The sequence below is a fragment of the Xanthomonas axonopodis genome, from assembly GCF_001304695.1.
GTDB lineage: Bacteria > Pseudomonadota > Gammaproteobacteria > Xanthomonadales > Xanthomonadaceae > Xanthomonas > Xanthomonas axonopodis.
On sequence record NZ_JFAQ01000053.1, the window covers coordinates 1 to 19,926 of the forward strand.

Below are 19,926 nucleotides of genomic sequence, written 5' to 3' on the forward strand. Positions count from 1 at the left end.
AAAATCGGGGGGACGTCGCTGGGACATCTCGTGCACCAGACCACCTCCGTGGGCCCAACCACGTTCGCGCGCGAATTGCTAGGCGAAGGACTGTTTGCCGCGCTTCGCCACTTTCCACCCGAAGCGGTCGTCGCCCTGCAGGCGGTATTGGGCACGCTGCATCTGGCGCTGCATACGCTGCGGCGCAACCGCGAGAACCGTAATCCAGACGCCGCTGCCCGTGGCTTTCACAATATCAATCTCGAACAGTGGGAAGCGCTGTCCGATGACGAGCGTGATCACAAAAGGAGCGAGCAGCACCATTATTCGGATCTGGTCACCCGGCTCGCGCTGGCTGGCATTTTGAGCAATATCGCCATAGGCGCTGCAGGCAAGGCCTCTGGCCGACCGGAGATGGCGGCCAGGCTGCTGGCCAGTGAGCTCAAGGTTGCCCCTTATGCTGCGGCCCGCGATGCCATCCAGGCGACGTTCCGCATGGTGGGAATGCGGGCGCCTACCAATGGTGGCGTCAGCAATCCCCACGTCACCAGTGCAGGCAGGTTTTACGGCATGGCCAACGTCCTGATTAACCTGGCATCCAATGAGTTGGAGGCAGCAGACTTCGCCTCGGCCAGGCAGCGCTGGGCAGGACTAATGTCGCCCTTCAACATGGGAGAAGCAACCAAGGTGGTCTTTCAGCAAGCGGGGATAAACACGGCTTTGAATGTCGCTCTGGAGACAGCTGACTGGCTAAATGTCACCCAACACGAGGCCGACGAAGCCGGCACGCAGCAAATTGGGGAACCGACCTTGAAGGCCAGGCGCGAAGACTATGAGCGGGTCATGGATCACTCGGTAGCACGCACAGCCGCCATCAATTCCAACATCGCATTTGGTACGGCAGTCAACATGATTGCCACTTGGCTCGGTTTGTCGCCAGCACGCAGCGCACTGCTCTCCAATACGTTATCGGGCATGGCCGCCGGAATGCAGTACAAGATCATCGCCGGCACTTGGCAGGCTGCAGCGGCAGTTCGCGAAGCCGAGGCAGCTCGCGCGTAAGCTGAGTAAGCGTGACCGTGCGCCGCGCTGGCTCTCGAGCCTCCCCCTCGTTAGGCCAGCATCTGACGGGCGCACACGCACTGCCGGCTCACCGGCAGTGCGTGATGCGGCAGCTATGTCACCACTCTGAGCACAGCCCCGCAGTTCGTACCCCGACCATTGGTAGCGACGTGCGGCAGGAATTAACTGCAAACTACGCCTGCCAGTTCCTGGCGCAGGTCGCATCTACCTAGTCTCTGCACAGCAGCTATTCGCTAAGCTACGCGCATTGTCGACACTTGTGAGGAATACAGCTGGGCAGTTGTCATTTCAATCACTGCGAGCGCGACGAAAATCAACTTCACTATTGGCGCAGAGAATATTAGATCAGCGTGCCACCGCTTTGCACAATCCTGCACCACCTCAGACCGGGCGCCTCCATACAAGGGGGGCTGCACCCTCGAACTCCTACAGTTGCACCTATTCTATTCAACAATCACACCGCGCCTGAGAAGAATCGAATGAATGGCATGCGCATATTTATCGCGCTCCCCCGGCGTTTCGGAATGGTAGGCCCCTACCGCGACCCAAGTATTTCCATATTTGTTGGTCATTTCTCGCAAGCGCCACGCCGCTACATAGACACTGATACACGGATGCATCAACGCATCTCTGGAGATTCCATAGCTGGATAATCGCCGCAGATGGATTGAGTTGATCTGCATCTTGCCGTAATCGATCGTGCCGTTGTGATTTCGGTGGATTGCGTCGGCACGACCGCGCGATTCCTGCCAGGCAATGGCGCGCAGCACCCAAGGGTTGACGTGCTGATATCCTGCGGCCTCTTCAAAGCAATCGGCGCGTGCGAACGGTGACGCACACGCCAGCACTGCTGCAAATAAAATGCGCTGCGGCCCTGCGCCTGCTCGACGATGACGTCCGGACCATTGCGGGCGCAAGCTTGGCTTTGGCAAAGGCCCGGACGAAGACTCCAACTGCCAATTGGATACTTTATCGAAATGCTGGCATGCGATCGTTGAACCGATCATTTGTCGTTACCTCGATCTTGGTTGAATACAGCTCTCCAGGTGAGTAGAGCGTCGGCACATAACGACCCACGACGCTCGACGGCGGCAACATAACGCCACCTGTACGTGTTTTACTCAGGACCAACGAAACGCTTAACAGGCAAGCGAAAAAACGTTCTTCAACCATGCGCTCGGCATTTTCTTATCGATGCTAAAACTTTTTTTCACTCGCTCTCTTCGCCCTTGCAAGCGCAATTTCGCAAAGTTTCTGGCCACGACGGGTTGCCGCTTCTACTGTTGGATCGGGGCGGAAAACCCGCTCCGCAACGGCCGTTGCTCAAGCATGACCGTTGAGCGAAACAAATTCCCAGCCAATTCAGAGAGGAATCGTCATGATAAATTCTGTGAACCCACAGGGCGGCACGTCCTTCTTCCAGGTTGACCAAGGCCAGAACACGCAGCTGCAGCTTGTTCCGAACCAGGGCAATCAAGGCATTTCGGAAAAGCAGCTGGACCAGCTACTGACCCAGCTGATCATGGCCCTGCTTCAGCAGAGCAACAAGGCTGAGCAGGGTCAGGGCCAGGGTCAGCAGGGTGGTGACCCTGGTGGCCAGGGCGGCAGCCAGCAACCTGGAAAGTCCAATGGCTCCCCTTCGCCATACACCCAGATGCTGATGAATATCATCGGAGACATTCTCCAGTCACAGAATGGTGGTGGCTCGGGCGGTGGCTTCGGCGGCGGATACGGCGGTAGCTTTGCTGGCGACCTCGTCGGCGTCAGCCTTGGGAGCAGCAACAGCGGATCGATGCAGTAACGCACTGGTGGTCGTCCCTACCGGCCATGGCCTGCAGGTTGTCGCTTCATGCGCCAGCCTGCAGGCGCTCTCATTACTATAACCACGAACACTTGCTGCCAATTCAGGCGCGCGATTGTCTCTTCCGCGCAGCAGGTACCTGACGTACACCCTTCGGGGTGCGAGCAGAGCCGTTCCGGCTCGACGCGGCACGACATTGCCGAATTTCGTGCTCTATTGCCGAATTTTTTGTCTCGGTACACGCCTTCTCAAGTGGCTGTTCGCTGCGCTTCAACGTGCAATCGCAAACCGTCACGCCATTGTCGCTCGCCTAGAGCTTGCTGTGCCCACACACCGGCCATGCGCACTACTGCCGGCCAGGCCATCGATATGCGCCCGCTCGCAGTCGCGTCCAGTTCAAGGCATAGACAGCCCTCTTACCGTCCACCGCAGATACTGAGCTGACTGCTAGGAACTCGTCGTTCGCAGGTGACACGCCTGCCACGTGGTCGCTCAGGCAGGCTCGGGCAACGCATAAGGATCAGTATGTGCGAGTGACACATACTGATCTCCAGCGCGGCCCGATTATCATCCAGCTAGCGGTCTTAGGCATTTTGAGTCAACGCACATACACGCCGATTGCATGGCCCGCCGAGATTTATTAAACACTCCAGGCATTATTCGGCCTTTGGTATTCACCGAGGATCAGGCACTCGCAGCAATGTCATCATCTGCCACCGATGGCTTTTCGCAGACCATCAGGGGGACACCACATGCGGGGTCAGCAGGAACAGCCGTTGCATGCGCGACCCACTTTTTTGGCGGTGTTTGAACAGATTGCCGAGCAGCGGAATCTTCGACAGCCCCGGCACCGCGTTCAGATCTGTCTCGTCGGCATCGTAGGCGTATCCTGCTATCAGCAGGCTTTGCCCTTCGTTGACGAAGGCCTGGGTCGTGATCTCGCTGGAGGTGATGACCGGGATCCCGTCCACGGTGTTGGAGCCAAGCTGGCCATCCTCAATACGTACGTCCAGGCGCATCTGGCCGTTCGGCGAGCCTGGTACCACGCTGGGCAATACCCGCAACGACACCCCGGCGGAGAGGTTGTAGAGATCTGCCGATGCGTACCCGCTGACACGGACGAATGCCTGTTGTTTGTGGTCCATGACCGCCTCGACGTTGTCCAGCGTCGCAACCTGGGGCGAAGACACGATCTTGGCCTTGTTCGTCGTCTCCAACGCCGACACGCGCGTCATCAGATAGCGTCCGGCATCTCCCAACACGGCCGTTAAGGCGCCGCCAGACGGCGTGGTCGCGCCATCTGTGACCGCGCCGCTCAAAGCGCCGTTGAAGCCCAGCTGACCGCCACGGCCGTCTCCGGTCTGTATGTCCGTGTGCTGGCTGTGGAAGCGCCAGTCGACACCGAGATCCTGCATGGCGCCATCACGGATTTCGATGATGGTGGCATCGATCTGCAGCAACTTGGGCCGGTTGTCCAACTGTTGGATCAGGGTGCCATAGCTCTGCATCCGCTCCGGTCGATCGCGGATCAGGATGGCGTTCGTACGCGGATCGGCTTCGATCACCGGCGCATCGGAGGCCAGCTCTGCTCCACCACCGGCGTCGATCGGAATGGATTCATCGCGCCGCCCCTTGCTGAGCTCCGGCCATACGCTGGCGGGCGACCCCGCTACGGCAGCAGTTCCGCTACCGGGCAACGGCGGACTGACCGGCACGCGATCGGACGGCGATGCGCCCCCGAACCAGGACGAAGGCAGCCCGAGAATGCCGCTGGCTCCGCCGCCCTGCCCCTGTACGGCATTGCCGAATGTGTTGGAGGACCCACCGCCGATCGGCTGTACCCGTCCAAAGCTGGCGCCAGGCCCGGGTATGGCCGTAACAGGCGCGCCACGGGCGCCGTACATGCTGCGCAACAGGCTGGCCATGCCCGGAATCTGCACATCCTGGCCACCGATGCGGGTCGTGTGGTCGGCTGCCTGCGCATAGTGCAGCTGAAACACCTGCACTTCGGTGGCATCGCGCTGACGCGCGCCCTGCTCGACCTGCCTGGCAATCGCCGCCACGGTATCCACATACCCTGGCGGTCCGGAGACCACTGCCACATGCGCGGCCTCGTCGTAACGCACCGGAAAGCGCGGATCGTCCAGACGCATGCGCGCAAGAGCGTCGCGCAGCGACTTCGTCGACGCGATGCCCAGACTCAAGGTCGCGCTCTTGGATTCGTTTGCACCCCAGATCCTGAGCACGGCGCCGTCGTAGTACCAGACAAAGCCATAGGTGGCGGCCAGATCGTCTAGGAATTTCTGCGGAGATGTTTCAAATTTGCCGCTCAGCGTGCCGGTCACCTCCGGCGAGATCCAGGTGGCGATAGACTGGCTGGCGGACAAATCGCGCAGCACCTCCTTGAGATCCTTGTTGTCGGCGACGTATTTGAACGTGCGCGAATGCCACGGGACCTGGGCGGCGTCGGCATGTGGCGACAGCAGCGGCAGCAGGCTGAGCATCAGGACGGCGGCCAATGGAGCACGTCGGCGGTGGGCGGTGGTACAGGCAGGAGCCATGGCGTTCCCTCTGCTAGGCAAGTAAAGTAGTCGGTAGCGACCAGTTTAGGAAGTGCAAAGCCGGGAATGTCTCAATAAAGATCAGTGCGACGCGCCTCCCTTGCCGCTCACGTTGGCGGCATCGTGCAATTGCTGCTGGAAATGCAGGAACCCAAGTGCTTCGCCAAATTGCGCGATGAAGACGCTGGTCAGCAAGGCGAGCAGCAACAACGCCAGCACCCCACGGATGGGCTGACTCAAGTTCGACGGTTCGAGCTTGTCGGCCGCCCGCGCCACCAGGCCGATCGCAAGATCCACCAGCACAAGCACCAACATCACCGGTGCGGACAGTTTGACGACGGCGGCCATCATGCTGTCGGATTGCTGGATCACGAACGATTCGGCAACCGCGCTCATGTTCGGCCCAAGCTGGCTCAGCGGCCACCAGCGAAACGATTCGAACAACGCGCCCAGCAACATCAACATGCCGCCCAATGCGTAGAACGACACGATGGCCAGTTGCAGCAACACCGTGGATACCGGCGTGCTTTGCTGGCCGCTGAGCGGGTTGGTCATTTGCACGTTGTTATAACCGGACAGGTCGTCGATCAGCAGGCCAACGCTCTCGGCGATCCAGAAGACCGTCGATGCTGCAAACCCGATCACCAGACCGATGAACGCCTCTTTCAACGCCACCCCGACCAGGCCAGCCGTCTGGATCTTCGCCAGCGCATCGGCCGGCTGCCCGTAGGCGATGAACGAGCTCAGCACGTAGATCACGCCGTTGCGCGCAATTCCGGGAAGGCTGTCCTGCGCCGTTGCCGGCAGCACCGTGAACATCACGAACACACGCACCCCGCACAGCGCCAGCAGGGTCAACAGCGACACACCCTGCGAGGAGATGGCCAGCAAGGCCTCGGTGGCGTCGTTCATCGTTCGCACCCCTGCGCGGCGCGGTGCGAACGCAGCGCGACCAGCGCTTCGATCGCGTCTTCTTCTTCTGCTGCGTCGCGTTGCGCCTGTCGGGCGCGGCGTGCACTGGCGGCTTTGTCTGCATACACCTGCGCCTGTGCCTGCAGCTTGCTCAGTGCCTGTTGCGCGGACGCCAGCTCATCGCGGGCGCTCTGCAATGACTGGCTCGCCGCTGCCTGCGCCTGCTCGGCAGCGCGGCAGGCCTCCACCAGCACGGTGCGGAAGCGTTCGTGCTGCAGAATCGTGTCGATATCGATCGAACCACCCACACCGGCCTTGTCCATCAACGCGGCATCGCAATTGGCCAAGCGTGTGGCACAAGCCTCCGTCTCCTGTCTGCAGCTGGCGAGCTCACGGTCGCAGTGTTCCACTGCACGCCTGTAATCGCTCAGGCGTTCCTCCATGCGCTCGCAACGGCGCGCCTTGAGCTGATGCAGTACCGACCAGGTGTGGGCAGGCTCACGCATCGTCGATCACGCTGATCAGCTGTTCCAGCGTACTGTCGTACGCACTGAGCTGGTCGGTCGGTTGGGCGAGAAAGTCACGAATCGCATCGATCCTCTCGATCGCCTCGTCGGCAACGGCGTCGCTCCCTTCGCGGTATTCGCCCACCTGCACCAGGGTTTCCACTTCGTTGTACTTGGCGAGCAGGCGCCGCAGCCGGCCGGCGGCCTGGGAGTGGTCTGCCGGGACGATCTGGCTCATCACCCGGCTCAGGCTGGCCAACACGTCGATCGCCGGGTACTGGTTCTTGGCCGCGATCTCGCGAGAGAGAATCAGGTGCCCATCGAGGATGCCGCGTACTTCTTCGGCAATCGGGTCACTGCCGGTGTCGTCCTCGGCCAGCACGGTGTAGAACGCGGTGATCGATCCGTTCTCGCCCATGCCCGCACGTTCGAGCAGGCGCGGCAGCTCGGCGAAGACCGAAGGCGGAAAACCCCTGCGCGTGGGCGGCTCGCCGGCAGCCAGACCGATCTCGCGTTGCGCGCGGGCAAAGCGCGTCAGCGAGTCCATCATCAGCAGGACGCGCAGGCCCCGATCCCGGAAGTACTCGGCGATGGCGGTGCCGACATAGGCGGCCTTCGCGCGCTCGATCGATGAGCGATCGGAGGTTGCGCACACCACGACGCTGCGTGCCAGACCATCCTCGCCAAGAATCAGCTCGATGAACTCCCGCACCTCACGTCCGCGCTCGCCGATCAGCACGATCACGTTGACATCGCACTGCGTTCCGCGCGCGAACATTCCCATCAAGGTGCTCTTGCCGACGCCTGCTGCGGCGAAGATGCCCATGCGTTGACCCTCGCCCAGCGTCATCAGGCCATCCACGATCCGCACGCCGGTCGGCATGGGGTGTTCAATCAGCCGCCGACGCATCGGGTCCGGTGCCTGCGCCTGAATCGGTACCCAGGTGTCGCAGGCGATTGCTCCCTGCCCGTCCGACGGCTCGCCCAGGCCATCGAGCACGCGCCCCAGCAACGCCGGTCCGACCGGCACCGCCAACGGGCGTCCCAATCCGATCACGCGCGTCTCGCGCGACAGCCCGATCAGCTCCCCGAATGGCGCCAGCAACGCGAGATCGCGACTGAAGCCCACCACTTCGGCACGCTGCAACAAGCTGCCATCGCGCTGCCGCAACTCGCACACCTCGCCCAGGCTGACCTGCACGCCAGCCACCTTGAGCATGGTGCCGACGACTTCGACCACCTTGCCATAGCGACGACCGAACGCGAGCGTGGCCAGCTCGCGCTCGAGCGTTGTCTCCAGCAGCGGCGTCTCAGCCAGCATCCGCGGGCTCCTGGGGTGCGGCCAACACGCGGCGAATGACGCGCCGCAGACTGCGCAGCTGATCGCGCAGATCGGTCTCGAACACGCCCGTATCCCATTCGCACACGCAGGCGCCCTCGGCCAGATCGGCATCGCCGCACAGCTCTACCTGCAAGGTCCAGCCTGCCTCGGCGGCGGCGGCATCGAAGGCGCGCCGCGCAGCGTCCACCGCGTCGGGATGCACGCTGACCCGCAGGGCCTTGGCCTCGTCCAGCGCACTTTCCAGGGCCTGCGCCGCACGTGCATACAGCGCTGCAGGATCGTGTCCGAGGATGATGTGCTCGCAGGTGCGCGCCACAATCTCAGCCAGGCGCTCGCGTGCCCGCTGCGCGGCCGTTTCGGCGGCAAAGGCATGACGCAGGCCGGATTCGTTCCACTCATCAAGCTGGCGTCGCAGGCCGGCTGCATATCCCAAGCGTGCGCTGCGCTCGGCCTTTTGACGCGCATCGTCAAGGATCGCCTCGGCCTGCTGTTGGGCCTGGTCGATCAGCGTCTGTGCCCGTGCCTGCGCCTGGCTCAGGGTTTGCTCGCAGCGTGCGTGCACCTCGGTAGCGGCATCATCCAGTGCCAGCACCGAGGCCAGCGCCTCGCGCGGGATGACATCGCAATCCAGCCCGATCGCGTCGGGCGTCGACCTCAACCACAGACGCATGACGCCTCCGGCATCAGGGTGGGAAGCGCGGTCAGGAATGCATCGCTCGCACCGTCTGCTGCGAGAGTCGCCACCTGCGCGGCGCCCAATGGCAACGACAACGCCAGCAGCTTGGCAATAACCGGGTTGGACCAGACGCTATCGGCCTGCATCCGACGCCAACCGTCGCCGACCCACGCGGCTTGATCGGCATCGCGCGGCAGCAGGGGCACGGGCAGGCCGGCGGACGCGTTCTGGCGCACATGCTCAAGCACGGCAGGCCCCACGCACTGTTCGAGCCAGTCCAGACGTTCGCGCTCGATACACCGACGCACGGCCAACCCGCGCGAGAACAGCGCGCGCGCGACCAGAACCTTGGCGAGTAGCTCGGGCATCAGGACGGCGAGTTGATTCGCATGCAGGCCAAGTGCGGACGGCGACAATCCCGACCACCCTGACCACGCCTGGATCACCCGCATACGATGGTAGACGGGCGCCGCTGCCCAGCCCGACGCTGCCACCGGCCCAAGCCAATGCGCCACCCGTGCGGCGTCCAATGATTCGGCCAATTGCGCCAACGCGTCCGTCCAGCGCTGAATCCATCGTGCCGCATTGTCGATCCGCGTGTTGTCCATGCCGCGCTCACCCGGCTTTGCCTTTGGCCAACTCGCGCAGGCGCTGCCAGCCACCCCAACGACCCGCCTGCGGATTTGGCCACCAATACAGCGCCGCCGCAACCGCCAAACACAACGCCAACGCACACCCGCCCAACCACGGCCACGGTGAGGGTTTCGGCGGCGCCGATGCGGTGAACTGCGCATCGCTCTCCGCTCCGCCCGGTACCAGCGTGACACTGACATTTTCGTAGGTGAGTCCCTCCACGCTGTGCATGACCAACGTCTTGATGTTTGGTACCAAGCTGGTCAGATCGCTACCGACGCGGAACTTGATGAACACCGCAGCGCTGGAGGGTTTGACCGAGGTGGAAAGCGGGTCGTTGTTGGGCAGCACGATTTCCACATCGGCCGAGATCACCCCATCGATATTCGACAAGGTCTGCGACAGCTGCTGCGATACGCCATAGATGAAACGTACGCGTTCTTCGGTGGGTGTCGAGATCAGCCCGTCCTTCTTGAACATCTCGCCGAGGTTGACGTGCCGCTCATGCGGCAAGCCGTGCGCGCGCAGCACCTCCAGCGAATAGGACACCTGATCGTGCGGTGCGTTCACTGCCCAGGTTTTGCCGTCGTCCGGCGTGACCTTGGACGCGTCCACGCCCGCATGCAGCAGCACCTCGAGCATGTCGTTCGCATCATTTTCGGTGAGCCCGGAATACAGCTGCTGACTGCACGCAGACAGCAGCAGCGCCACCAGCAGCACCACCAGGTATCTCAACGCGCGCATGCTATTGGTTCTTGACCAGCGTCTGCACGGCGTTCTTTCCCGATTGCGCCACGCCGACGCTGACGTTGAGGTTGAAGCCGACCATGGTCAGCTCGTGCATCAACTTGATCTGCTGCGCTGCCATTTCCTGCAGCCCCATGGTCGGTGCCTGCATGCTGAAGGCATCGATATGCTCGGCGATGGTGCGCACGCCATCGTTCTGCACATCGACCACCCGGCTCATCATGCTCGGGTTGCCCACCCGCTGCATCGCTGGCGGCAAGGGGCTGGCGGACTGCATCAGCGCTTGAAAGCGGTTCATCAGCGCCTGGTTGGGCGCTGCCACCGGCGACAGCGCTTGGGTGGCGGCAGCACTGGTGCTGGCAATCGCTTGGACAGGAGGAATGAGCGTCATCGCATACTCCTATGGGGTCGGGACTGGCGTCACTCAGGCGCGCAGGTACTGCGAATTTGGAACTTCCATCGGTGCTGCAGATTCAACCGGCGCTTCCGCCGGCGCGGACGTTGGGGTGCGACGTCCGGACAGCGCCTTGACCAAGGCCACGGCGTCGGCGTCGGCGTCCTCTTCGATCAGCCCCTCCGCAACGCCATGCCACGACTGGTCGCCCATGGCGAACAGGCAGCAGGCGTACAAGGCCCTGCACAGCGGCTTCGATCCAGCGTCGCCCTCCAGCTCGCGCAACAGGCGCGCGCCTTCCAAGTAATTGCCGCGCTTGATGGAAATCCATGCATCGAACGTGTCCAGCGCCTTCAGCTCTGGCCGCAGTACTCGGACTGCAGCCAGGACAGCGGCAGCGTCCTGAATCTTGTCATGGGTAAGTCCGACCGTGATCAGTTCGATGAGCCCACTCACGACCGACCCGGGACACTGAATCTTCTCCACACTGCACCTCGTTTTTTATGGCATGCGGACGGCACACGTGGGGGAAGCTACGCGCGCCAGGGGGGGACAGATCCTTTCAGAAGCGAATATCGGAAGTCGCTGGCGAACAAATCATTCCGGCTTCGCCAGGCCACCCACACATTCGCCTGGCAAACGGATCGTTCCACCACAGCTCACCACAATCGGGGGCGCAGCGATCGCGGAAGGAGAGGGCAATGTCGGAAGAAAAAACCGAGGAGCCGACCGAGAAGAAACTGCGGGATGCGCGCAGGGACGGGGAAGTGCCGGTCAGCCCTGACGTCACTGCAGCCGCGGTGCTCTTTGGCGCGTTATTGGTGATGAAATCGGCCGGCGATTACTTCTCCGAGCATATGCGCGCATTGATGACGATCGGGTTCGATTTTCCAGAGAATACACGCGACGCAGCCGCAATAAACCGCGCACTCGGCCATATCGGCATCCAGGGATTGCTGTTGATGCTGCCGTTTCTTGCTGCTTGCCTGGTTGCTGGCGTGGCAGGCGGCGCTTTTCAGACCGGTCTGAATGCCTCGCTCAAGCCGGTGGCGCCAAAGTTCGATTCCCTCAATCCCGCGGCCGGGGTCAAGAAACTCTTTTCGTTGCGAAGTCTCATCAATTTACTGAAGTTAATCATCAAGGCCATCTTGATTGGCGTGGTGCTGTGGGTCGGTATCCGCACCCTCATGCCCACGATCATTGGCCTTGCCTACCAGACACCACTTGACATTGCCCAGATTGCCTGGCGGACGCTGGGGATACTACTTGCATTGGGCGTGCTGCTGTTCGTACTGGTCGGCGCTGCAGACTGGAGCGTGCAGCACTGGCTTTTCATCCGCGACAAACGGATGAGCAAGGACGAGCAGAAGCGCGAATTCAAGGAGAGCGAAGGCGACCCCGAAATCAAGGGAAAGCGCAAGGAATTCGCCAAGGAGCTGGTCTTCGGCGACCCGCGCGAGCGCGTCGCCAAGGCCAAGGTAATGGTGGTCAACCCGACCCATTACGCGGTGGCACTGGCCTACGAGCCGGACGACTTCGGCTTGCCACAGGTCGTTGCCAAGGGCGTGGACGACGGCGCGCTGGAACTGCGCGCCCTTGCCCATAACCAGGGCATTCCGATCGTTGCCAATCCGCCGCTGGCGCGTGCGCTGTATCAGGTTGAATTGGGCGATGCAGTGCCCGAGCCGCTGTTCGAGACGGTTGCGGTGGTGTTGCGCTGGGTCGATGACCTCGGCCGCGAGCATGGCGACGGCGACGGTAATGGAGGTCTGCCATGCTAGGCGATCGCGTGCGAGCCACACGGTATTTCGCTTATAGCGGCGAAGTGGCGATCGCCGCCCTGGTGGTGGCGGTCATCGGGCTGATGATCCTGCCGCTGCCAACGCCGCTGATCGATACGCTGCTGGGCATCAACATCACCCTGAGCGTGGTGCTGTTGATGGTCACGATGTATGTGCCCGACTCGATCTCGCTCTCGTCGTTTCCTTCCCTGCTGCTGTTCACCACGCTGCTGCGGTTATCACTGAATATCGCCTCGACGAAGTCGATTCTGCTGCACGCCGAGGCGGGCCATATCATCGAGAGCTTTGGCGAGTTGGTGGTCGGCGGCAATCTGGTGGTGGGCCTGGTCGTTTTTCTGATCATCACCACCGTGCAGTTCATCGTGATCGCAAAGGGCTCCGAACGCGTTGCCGAGGTCGGTGCGCGCTTTACGCTGGACGCCATGCCCGGCAAGCAGATGAGTATCGATGCCGACCTGCGTGGCGGCAACCTGACCGCAGACGAGGCACGCCGCAAACGCGCGCGGCTGGCCATGGAGAGCCAGCTGCACGGCGGCATGGACGGCGCCATGAAATTCGTCAAGGGTGATGCGATCGCCGGCCTGGTCATTACCATGGTCAACATCCTGGCCGGCATCGTGGTCGGCGTGACGTACCACGGCATGACCGCGGGCGAAGCCGCCAACCGCTTTGCGATTCTGTCGGTGGGCGATGCCATGGTGTCGCAGATCGCCTCACTGCTGATATCGGTGGCTGCCGGCGTCATGATCACCCGCGTCGCCAACGAGAACGAGACCAGGCTCAGCTCGCTCGGGCTCGATATCGGCCGCCAGCTCACCAGCAACGCGCGGGCTCTGATGGCAGCGAGCGTGCTGCTGGCCTGCTTTGCGTTCGTCCCTGGCTTTCCAGCCATGCTGTTCCTGCTGCTGGCAGCGGCCGTCGGCGCCGGCGGCTATACGATTTGGCGCAAGCAGCGCGATCTCAGCGGCACCGATCAGCGCAAGTTGCCTTCGGCGAGCCGTAAAGGTGCCAAAGGCGAGGCGCCACATATTCGCAAAAACGCACCTGATTTCGCTTCACCCTTGTCGATGCGGCTGTCGCCGCAGCTGGCCGATCTACTCGACCCCGCGCGGCTGGATCAGGCGATCGAAAGCGAGCGCCGGCAATTGGTCGAGTTGCTGGGCCTGCCGTTTCCCGGAATTGCGATATGGCAGAGCGAGTCCCTGCAGGACATGCAATACGAGGTGCTGATTCACGATGTCCCCGAAACACGCGCCGAATTGCAGGACACCGACGACATGCAAGTGGCCCTGGCCCGGCAGGCCATCGCACCCCTGCATGCACGCGCACACCTGTTCGTCGGCATCCAGGAAACCCAGTGGATGCTGGAGCAGGTGGCCGTGGACTATCCCGGGCTAGTTGCGGAGGTCAACAAGGCGATGCCCGCACAGCGCATTGCCGATGTGCTGCGGCGCCTGCTGGAAGAACGGATTCCAGTGCGCAATATCAAGAGCATTCTGGAAAGCCTGGTGGTATGGGGGCCGAAGGAGAAGGATCTTTTGATGTTGACCGAATATGTGCGCTGCGATCTCAGCCGTTATCTTGCGCATACCGCAACCGCAGGCACCGGGCAGCTGCCCGCGGTAATGCTCGACCATGCTGTGGAACAGCTGATCAGGCAATCGATTCGCGCGACCGCGGCCGGCAATTTCCTGGCACTGCCGCCCGAGCAGGCGAACCAGCTTGTCGAACAGGTGGAACGCATCGTGGGCGATCAGGCGCAGCATCCGCTGGCGGTGGTCGCGTCGATGGACGTACGCCGCTATGTGCGCCGCATGATCGAAGCACGGCTGAGTTGGCTGCAGGTCTATTCGTTCCAGGAGCTGGGTTCGGAGGTGCAGCTGCAGCCGATCGGTAGAGTGGTAGTGTGATGCGCAAGCCGCCGCTCCGCCATGTGCGCATCCTGCCGATCAGCGGCGCACTGCAGCGGCCGGCGGCTCCAGCCACGCCGGCTCGGTCGGCCCAGCGCTCCAGCTTCCTGCAACTGCGCCAGCGTCTGCGCAGCGCGCAGCTGGCGCTTCCCTGCATGGTGTTGCCACCGCAGTGCGACGAGGACCGACCGGAACCTGATGACGAAGACAGGTTCACCGAAGCGCATGACGGTGCCCCCGTATCAACGGACCCGGCATTACCTGTCGATGGCACGAAATACCAAGAGCCGCCCCAAGGCACCGACAATGGCGCAGTGGGACGACAGATCGCAACCGAGTGGATACGCACGCAACGCGCCCAGATGGCGATCGACCACATCGCGCTGCGTGTGGCCGAGTTCTGCAACGCCGAACCAGTGCGCAGCGCAGGTAGCTGGGAAGCGTGGCTGGATATCGATCAAGGGGTCGTCGCACAGACGACGTTGTTTTTGCGGCTTTCGCCGGACCAGCTATCGCTTCGCTTCAATACCAGTTCGCCGGACGCCCGCGAGGTACTTTGGTGCGGAAGGCAGCGTCTGGAGGCTGCACTGACGTCCACACTGAGTAGCGCGCTGCAGATCAGCATCGAGGTTGTCTAACGCGGCACTGGCGACAGAAAGCCATTTGGAGGAATTCCATCTTGCTAACCGAGCAGAGCCAGGCTCCACCGGCACGTGCACTGTCTCAGGCGTTGACGCGCATTGCGGCCGAGCGCGCACAGCTGAGCAGGGTGCTCGGCGATCCACGCGCCGCACGCCGATGCGGCTTCGCCACGCATTGCCGTCGCATCTCACCGAATGATGCGGCCCGCCTGCGCCTGCAGTTGGACACCGGCCAGATGGATTTGCGGATTGCCGCACGCGACGGCCTGGCGCTGCTCTTGAACGAGGAGGACGACGCACTGCGTGTTTCGATCGCGGGAATGTTACTGGCCGATCGCCTGGGCGCTTTTGCGCCGCTCGGCCTGGGCGCGGCCGAGGTCATCGCCTTCGAGCGCGATGCAGATGCAGATGCAGATCCCGCCGACTGTCACGGCATCGGCGTGACAGTCGGCGATCTCGATGCGATTCCGCTGACGGCAAGCGCGTCGCTGCTGGCTACCCTGCAGAGCGCCGTTACCGGACTGGCGGCACCCGCGCAGCTACCAGCCTGGCTGGCTGCACTACGCGTCAACACGCGCCTGCGCATCGGCGGGCGCACCGCATCGGCAGCATTGCTGCAGTCGCTGCGGCCTGGCGATGTCTTGCTGCATTGCACCGCCTCGGCTGCGGTCACCAGCGGCGAAATGCTCTGGGGTATCGCCGGAGGCGCTCTATTGCGCGCTCCGGTGCGCTTGAACCTGCAACAGATGATTCTGGAGGCCAGCCCCACCATGCAGCAAGATACGTTTGAGCCCGAAGTCGCGCCGTCCACCAGCAACGTGGCGGAACTGGAACTGCCGGTGCAGCTGGAAGTGGATCAACTCGCATTGTCTCTATCGACCTTGTCGGGTTTGCAGCCCGGGCAGATCCTGGAGTTGTCGGTGCCGGTGGATCAAGCCGACATCCGCCTGGTCGTTTACGGCCAGACCATCGGCACCGGCAGGCTACTGGCAGTGGGCGAACATCTTGGTGTGCAGATTCTCAGCATGTCGGAGAGCACGCATGCAGATGCCTGACGTTGGCTCACTGCTGCTGGTGGTCATCATGCTGGGCTTGCTGCCTTTCGTAGCGATGGTGGTCACCTCCTACACCAAGATCGTGGTCGTGCTCGGCCTGTTGCGCAATGCGATCGGGGTACAGCAGGTGCCGCCGAACATGGTCCTCAATGGCGTCGCACTGCTGGTGTCGTGTTTTGTGATGGCACCGGTCGGCATGGAGGCATTCAAGGCCGCACAGAACTACGGCGCCGGGTCGGATAACAGCCGCGTCGTGGTGCTGCTCGACGCCTGCCGGGAGCCGTTCCGGCAATTCCTGCTCAAACACACACGGGAACGCGAAAAGGCCTTTTTCATGCGTTCTGCACAGCAGATCTGGCCCAAGGACAAGGCCGCCACGCTCAAGTCGGATGACTTGCTTGTCTTGGCACCGGCATTCACGCTTAGCGAATTGACCGAAGCCTTCCGCATCGGGTTTCTGCTGTATCTGGTGTTTATCGTCATCGACCTGGTGGTGGCCAACGCGCTGATGGCGATGGGCCTTTCACAGGTCACCCCGACCAATGTGGCAATTCCGTTCAAGCTGCTGCTGTTTGTGGCAATGGATGGCTGGTCGATGTTGATTCATGGCCTGGTTCTGAGCTATCGGTGACGCCATGGACCACGACGATCTAGTGCGATTTACCTCCGAAGCGTTGCTGCTCTGCCTCAAGGTGTCCCTGCCGGCGGTCGGTGTCGCTGCGCTGGCCGGTCTGCTGATCGCCTTCATTCAGGCGGTGATGTCGCTGCAGGACGCATCGATTTCGTTCGCGCTCAAACTGGTGGTGGTGGTGGCCGCCATTGCCGTGACAGCGCCGTGGGGTGCCTCGGCCATCATGCAGTTCGGCCAGGCATTGATGCAGGCGGCGTTCCCATGATCCGTCGCATCTCGCCCGGCACCTTGCGGCCCTCGGTTTCTATCGAGCATGGCGGCTCGCATCACCATGCCGATGCGTCAGGCACCAGCACAGGGTCGCCTACTGACATTGTGGCACGAGCACCGCGTCTGCGCCCTGCTCCACCGCGCAGGCGACGACGCGGGATCCGGTCGCTGGACGGCCAGGAGGATGAATTCGACGCCACCGAGCAGGAGGAGATCGAAGCCAAACGCGAGTGCGCACTGCGCGGGCGGTTGAGCGTGGCGGTCGCACCGCCTCAGAGCCGGGAGCATAGCCAGGGCGATCAGCACGGGGGCGACCGCAGCAACGCACAGACCGACGATCCGCAGGCCGGTCCATGGCACGGCGCCGCTCCATCGCAATTGAGCGACAGCATGCGCACGTGCATCGACGCAATTCTCGATCGCTACGTGAGCAGGCGCGACGCCGATCCAACGGCCAAGCGACACGCGCTTGCTGCCGCGCTTGTCGAACTGCGCGCCATCGGCGTTTCGCATCCTACCCTCGCCCCGTTGACTGCGACGGTCTGGAGGTTGATGCGCGAGCATCTACGCTCGTACAACAAGGGCAGCGCAGCGGAAAACCTGCAGGCCTTGCGGACCCGTTTACTGGAGTTGATGCCGTCAGACTTGGAACCGGTGCCAGCGCTACGTAATTTTCATCTACTGCTTCCACTGATACTGCTGAATGCGGAAAAGCCGCGCAGACAGGTCGACCGTACACAAGCCATCACACGTCTGAACACACTGCTGATTGAGCAGCCACAACAGGCGGCTCAGGAGGTTCGCCCATGACCATGCAGCTTCGCGTACTGACAGGAACCCACGCAGGCGCACGATTAGATTTGGCACAGGGTCGTTATACCCTGGGGAGCGATCCCCAAACCGATATCCGAATAGACGATTGGCCTGGTTGCTCACTCATCATCGAGGTAGACCAAGATGGTCAAATCCGCTATAGCAGCGACACGGTGCCAGAAACGTCCTTTGTTGCGTTTCAGCCAGTGCGCTTCGGCCCCCTGGTGCTGTGTGTTGGCGATGCTGGTGCCGATTGGCCAGACGATGTGGCGCTGCTGGAGCGGCTGCTTTCCCCAGCGCCGCCGCCGGCTCCGCGCACGTCCAGGCACAAAGTCTTGCGTACTGCGGTGGGTGCCGTGCTAGCGCTTGCCGCCGCAGCGTTTTTCCCTTCTTTGCAGCCGGCGTTTCTCTCCGATGCTGCCACCCGGCAACATCCGGAAAACGCGGTCAATAAGGCAAAAACCTTATTGAAGCAGCTGGGCTTTCGCGAAGCGCACGTACAACAGGTGGGCACGCGCGTGCTGATCGAAGGCCTGGTCCCCAGCAGCGCCGATGCTGCACGCTTGCGTGCACAGGTGCATCGCTACCATCCAGGCGTCTCCGTCAATGTGGCCGTGGCGGACGAGGTCGTGGCGACGCTGCGCGACACTCTGGCTGACCCCGCGCTCAGCGTACGTTACGAGGGCAATGGCGTTTTTTCGGTTTCCGGCAGCAGCGACTACGCAGAGCGTGCAAGTCGCAGGATTGCAGATGTCCGCAGCGACCTGGGTCCTGAGGTCCGCGCACTGCACGTGGAGATCAGCCAGCAAGACCCGTCCATAAAACCACCGGAAAATTACGACGCGGCATTGCTCGCCGACGGCCTGCATTATGTCGAAACGCCGGATGGTACCAAGCACATGACATCCCTGCCGCAGCAAGTGGCGCAATGAGAGTCCACCATGTTCGATGCCATGACCGATACGATCACCCAGGATATGAGCAAGATTTTGCAGACCAAGGCGGCGGATCCTTCTGGGGAGCGGCTGCGCAACGTCGAGGCAGCGCTCGATGCCACCACGCAAAAGATTCGCGTGCACTGGTCTGCGGCGAGCGACCAGACCTCACGCAACGACTTCAATGTCTTGCATGACGGTGTGGCTGCAGCACGCAACATCGTCGCGCACATCGCCGACATGTCGTAAATCGATTTCTTGGTCGCTTCGACCAAGCACAACGCGCCGGCAGGCGTATCACTACGTGCAACATGAAGGAGGCTTGGTATGCAAATATTTCCGCAAATGAGTTCAATCAACTCGCGTTTTAACCAGGGCATGGATGGCTACACCGGAGGTGTATCCGGTGGAATCTCTGGTGCATCTGCACTCGCTGGCGCGAACGGGCAGATGGGTTCGTTGATCGGCGACATGACCGCCTCTGACGAGGCCCAGAAGTCCATGAACAACAAGATCACGATGCTCAAGAACGATCTGGACTTCAACGTGGCGTTGAACAAGTTCATCGCCAAGGCCGGCGACAACGCTAAGCAGCTTGTTGGCCAGTAATTGCCATTGGCATGCGCAGGACTTGTAGGGGGTCCTGCGCATGTACCAACAGCGATGAGCAGCGCACGATTCGAAACCATCGTTCGACAGATGTGCGAGGCACTGGACTTGCCGGATGTGGAGTCTGTGCTTACTCGGCGTGTGCTTTGGGTAGAAGGCTTCGAGGTCTATCTGCACCTGCCGACACCACAGGCCGAAGACGACGTACAAGAAGAAGCGCTGTATTTGCGCATCGCCTACGGGTTATCACCTGCCGGGCGGACATTGACGGTTTACCGGCTGTTATTGGAAGCCAATCTCTCGGTGTATGCGCAGGACCAGGCGCAGCTTGGACTGAATGATGTCGGCGTCATCGTCCTGATCGTACGGGTACCGCTGGACGACGGCGTGGATGGCAGTTGGATATGCGATCTGCTTGCTCACTATGCCGAGCATGGCCGCTATTGGAACAATAATATCTTCGTTGCGCACGACGAAATGTTCGAAGGAATCGCGACGGGCAATTATCTGTGGCTACGCGCCTGATGCAGGCAGGCAAGCATCTTGCCTCTAGGTGTTCAGTCCCGGCATTAGATGGATCGGATTCACTTTGAACCGCTCGGGTTCGGATGTCCACTGCTTGCAGA

22 protein-coding genes and 1 pseudogene are annotated in these 19,926 nt (G+C 61.9%); 13 read left to right on the forward strand and 10 right to left on the reverse strand.

All coding sequences use genetic code 11. The features are described 5' to 3' along the window. A pseudogene (locus XAXN_RS20655) lies at positions 1-1,041 on the forward strand (hypothetical protein); the annotation flags it as partial. A gap of 464 nt (positions 1,042-1,505) precedes the next feature. Here XAXN_RS20655 and XAXN_RS05520 read toward each other — a convergent pair. After that, complete coding sequence (locus XAXN_RS05520; protein ID WP_054318812.1) at positions 1,506-2,069, reverse strand: lytic transglycosylase domain-containing protein; 564 nt, start codon at positions 2,067-2,069, stop codon at positions 1,506-1,508. Positions 2,070-2,452: 383 nt separating this feature from the next. On the opposite strand from XAXN_RS05520, the gene xopA reads away from it, so the two are divergent. Beyond that, positions 2,453-2,863 (forward strand): XopA/Hpa1 family type III secretion system protein, encoded by a 411-nt coding sequence (xopA, locus tag XAXN_RS05525; protein WP_054318828.1) that lies wholly within the window; start codon positions 2,453-2,455, stop codon positions 2,861-2,863. 737 nt (positions 2,864-3,600) lie between these two features. On the opposite strand, the gene sctC is transcribed toward xopA, so the two are convergent. The 9 genes from sctC to XAXN_RS05570 form a co-directional block, all read right to left on the reverse strand. Beyond that, positions 3,601-5,424 carry a type III secretion system outer membrane ring subunit SctC gene (sctC, locus tag XAXN_RS05530; RefSeq protein ID WP_054318813.1) on the reverse strand — a complete coding sequence of 608 codons (1,824 nt, stop codon included), beginning with the start codon at positions 5,422-5,424 and terminating at the stop codon, positions 3,601-3,603. Positions 5,425-5,505: 81 nt separating this feature from the next. Next, positions 5,506-6,336, reverse strand: coding sequence for a type III secretion system export apparatus subunit SctT (sctT, locus tag XAXN_RS05535; RefSeq protein WP_054318814.1), 831 nt, complete (start codon positions 6,334-6,336; stop codon positions 5,506-5,508). Beyond that, a complete protein-coding gene (locus XAXN_RS05540) occupies positions 6,333-6,842 on the reverse strand; it encodes a type III secretion protein HrpB7 (protein WP_054318815.1) in 510 nt (169 codons plus the stop codon). The genes sctT and XAXN_RS05540 overlap by 4 nt, the downstream gene beginning before the upstream one ends. After that, positions 6,835-8,163: a type III secretion system ATPase SctN gene (gene sctN / locus XAXN_RS05545; protein ID WP_054318816.1), complete on the reverse strand. Its 1,329-nt coding sequence runs from the start codon at positions 8,161-8,163 to the stop codon at positions 6,835-6,837. The genes XAXN_RS05540 and sctN overlap by 8 nt, the downstream gene beginning before the upstream one ends. Continuing rightward, entirely contained in the window at positions 8,153-8,854 is a 702-nt protein-coding gene (gene sctL, locus XAXN_RS05550; protein ID WP_054318817.1) for a type III secretion system stator protein SctL, read from the reverse strand. The genes sctN and sctL overlap by 11 nt, the downstream gene beginning before the upstream one ends. Beyond that, entirely contained in the window at positions 8,839-9,468 is a 630-nt protein-coding gene (locus tag XAXN_RS05555; protein ID WP_042822527.1) for a type III secretion protein HrpB4, read from the reverse strand. Before XAXN_RS05555 ends, sctL begins: the two co-directional genes overlap by 16 nt. 7 nt (positions 9,469-9,475) lie before the next feature. Continuing rightward, entirely contained in the window at positions 9,476-10,237 is a 762-nt protein-coding gene (sctJ, locus tag XAXN_RS05560) for a type III secretion system inner membrane ring lipoprotein SctJ (RefSeq protein ID WP_042822526.1), read from the reverse strand. Between the two features lies 1 nt (position 10,238). Beyond that, positions 10,239-10,631 (reverse strand): type III secretion protein HrpB2, encoded by a 393-nt coding sequence (locus tag XAXN_RS05565; protein ID WP_054318818.1) that lies wholly within the window; start codon positions 10,629-10,631, stop codon positions 10,239-10,241. A 33-nt stretch (positions 10,632-10,664) separates the two neighbouring features. Beyond that, entirely contained in the window at positions 10,665-11,120 is a 456-nt protein-coding gene (locus XAXN_RS05570; RefSeq protein WP_042822523.1) for an HrpB1 family type III secretion system apparatus protein, read from the reverse strand. Between the two features lie 215 nt (positions 11,121-11,335). On the opposite strand from XAXN_RS05570, the gene sctU reads away from it, so the two are divergent. From sctU to XAXN_RS05625, 11 genes are all read left to right on the forward strand, one after another. Beyond that, on the forward strand, positions 11,336-12,415 hold the full coding sequence (gene sctU, locus XAXN_RS05575) for a type III secretion system export apparatus subunit SctU (protein WP_042822522.1): 1,080 nt from the start codon (positions 11,336-11,338) through the stop codon (positions 12,413-12,415). Beyond that, positions 12,409-14,346 carry an FHIPEP family type III secretion protein gene (locus XAXN_RS05580; RefSeq protein WP_054318819.1) on the forward strand — a complete coding sequence of 646 codons (1,938 nt, stop codon included), beginning with the start codon at positions 12,409-12,411 and terminating at the stop codon, positions 14,344-14,346. Before sctU ends, XAXN_RS05580 begins: the two co-directional genes overlap by 7 nt. After that, entirely contained in the window at positions 14,346-14,984 is a 639-nt protein-coding gene (gene sctP, locus XAXN_RS05585) for a type III secretion system protein SctP (protein WP_054318820.1), read from the forward strand. The genes XAXN_RS05580 and sctP overlap by 1 nt, the downstream gene beginning before the upstream one ends. A 92-nt stretch (positions 14,985-15,076) precedes the next feature. Beyond that, positions 15,077-16,042: a type III secretion system cytoplasmic ring protein SctQ gene (sctQ, locus tag XAXN_RS05590; RefSeq protein WP_054318821.1), complete on the forward strand. Its 966-nt coding sequence runs from the start codon at positions 15,077-15,079 to the stop codon at positions 16,040-16,042. Next, complete coding sequence (gene sctR, locus XAXN_RS05595) at positions 16,029-16,673, forward strand: type III secretion system export apparatus subunit SctR (protein ID WP_054318822.1); 645 nt, start codon at positions 16,029-16,031, stop codon at positions 16,671-16,673. Before sctQ ends, sctR begins: the two co-directional genes overlap by 14 nt. A gap of 4 nt (positions 16,674-16,677) precedes the next feature. Then, positions 16,678-16,938, forward strand: a complete 261-nt coding sequence (sctS, locus tag XAXN_RS05600) for a type III secretion system export apparatus subunit SctS (protein WP_042822517.1) — start codon at positions 16,678-16,680, stop codon at positions 16,936-16,938. Next, complete coding sequence (locus tag XAXN_RS05605) at positions 16,935-17,753, forward strand: hypothetical protein (protein WP_054318823.1); 819 nt, start codon at positions 16,935-16,937, stop codon at positions 17,751-17,753. Before sctS ends, XAXN_RS05605 begins: the two co-directional genes overlap by 4 nt. Then, entirely contained in the window at positions 17,750-18,688 is a 939-nt protein-coding gene (gene hrpD5, locus XAXN_RS05610) for an HrpD5 family protein (RefSeq protein WP_054318824.1), read from the forward strand. Before XAXN_RS05605 ends, hrpD5 begins: the two co-directional genes overlap by 4 nt. Positions 18,689-18,697: 9 nt before the next feature. After that, complete coding sequence (gene hrpD6, locus XAXN_RS05615; RefSeq protein ID WP_054318825.1) at positions 18,698-18,940, forward strand: Hrp regulator HrpD6; 243 nt, start codon at positions 18,698-18,700, stop codon at positions 18,938-18,940. A gap of 78 nt (positions 18,941-19,018) precedes the next feature. Then, positions 19,019-19,300 (forward strand): HrpE family protein, encoded by a 282-nt coding sequence (gene hrpE / locus XAXN_RS20660; protein WP_134980191.1) that lies wholly within the window; start codon positions 19,019-19,021, stop codon positions 19,298-19,300. Positions 19,301-19,354: 54 nt separating this feature from the next. Next, on the forward strand, positions 19,355-19,825 hold the full coding sequence (locus XAXN_RS05625; RefSeq protein ID WP_054318827.1) for a CesT family type III secretion system chaperone: 471 nt from the start codon (positions 19,355-19,357) through the stop codon (positions 19,823-19,825). Positions 19,826-19,926: the final 101 nt, after the last annotated feature.

Excerpts from the sequence above, each read along its gene's own strand:
- XAXN_RS05520 (WP_054318812.1), bottom strand. The coding sequence starts at position 2,069 with ATGATCGGTTCAACGATCGCATGCCAGCATTTCGATAAAGTATCCAAT.
- sctC (WP_054318813.1), bottom strand. The coding sequence starts at position 5,424 with ATGGCTCCTGCCTGTACCACCGCCCACCGCCGACGTGCTCCATTGGCC.
- sctT (WP_054318814.1), bottom strand. The coding sequence starts at position 6,336 with ATGAACGACGCCACCGAGGCCTTGCTGGCCATCTCCTCGCAGGGTGTG.
- XAXN_RS05540 (WP_054318815.1), bottom strand. The coding sequence starts at position 6,842 with ATGCGTGAGCCTGCCCACACCTGGTCGGTACTGCATCAGCTCAAGGCG.
- sctN (WP_054318816.1), bottom strand. The coding sequence starts at position 8,163 with ATGCTGGCTGAGACGCCGCTGCTGGAGACAACGCTCGAGCGCGAGCTG.
- sctL (WP_054318817.1), bottom strand. The coding sequence starts at position 8,854 with ATGCGTCTGTGGTTGAGGTCGACGCCCGACGCGATCGGGCTGGATTGC.
- XAXN_RS05555 (WP_042822527.1), bottom strand. The coding sequence starts at position 9,468 with ATGGACAACACGCGGATCGACAATGCGGCACGATGGATTCAGCGCTGG.
- sctJ (WP_042822526.1), bottom strand. The coding sequence starts at position 10,237 with ATGCGCGCGTTGAGATACCTGGTGGTGCTGCTGGTGGCGCTGCTGCTG.
- XAXN_RS05565 (WP_054318818.1), bottom strand. The coding sequence starts at position 10,631 with ATGACGCTCATTCCTCCTGTCCAAGCGATTGCCAGCACCAGTGCTGCC.
- sctU (WP_042822522.1), top strand. The coding sequence starts at position 11,336 with ATGTCGGAAGAAAAAACCGAGGAGCCGACCGAGAAGAAACTGCGGGAT.
- XAXN_RS05580 (WP_054318819.1), top strand. The coding sequence starts at position 12,409 with ATGCTAGGCGATCGCGTGCGAGCCACACGGTATTTCGCTTATAGCGGC.
- sctP (WP_054318820.1), top strand. The coding sequence starts at position 14,346 with ATGCGCAAGCCGCCGCTCCGCCATGTGCGCATCCTGCCGATCAGCGGC.
- sctR (WP_054318822.1), top strand. The coding sequence starts at position 16,029 with ATGCAGATGCCTGACGTTGGCTCACTGCTGCTGGTGGTCATCATGCTG.
- sctS (WP_042822517.1), top strand. The coding sequence starts at position 16,678 with ATGGACCACGACGATCTAGTGCGATTTACCTCCGAAGCGTTGCTGCTC.
- XAXN_RS05605 (WP_054318823.1), top strand. The coding sequence starts at position 16,935 with ATGATCCGTCGCATCTCGCCCGGCACCTTGCGGCCCTCGGTTTCTATC.
- hrpD5 (WP_054318824.1), top strand. The coding sequence starts at position 17,750 with ATGACCATGCAGCTTCGCGTACTGACAGGAACCCACGCAGGCGCACGA.
- hrpD6 (WP_054318825.1), top strand. The coding sequence starts at position 18,698 with ATGTTCGATGCCATGACCGATACGATCACCCAGGATATGAGCAAGATT.
- hrpE (WP_134980191.1), top strand. The coding sequence starts at position 19,019 with ATGCAAATATTTCCGCAAATGAGTTCAATCAACTCGCGTTTTAACCAG.
- XAXN_RS05625 (WP_054318827.1), top strand. The coding sequence starts at position 19,355 with ATGAGCAGCGCACGATTCGAAACCATCGTTCGACAGATGTGCGAGGCA.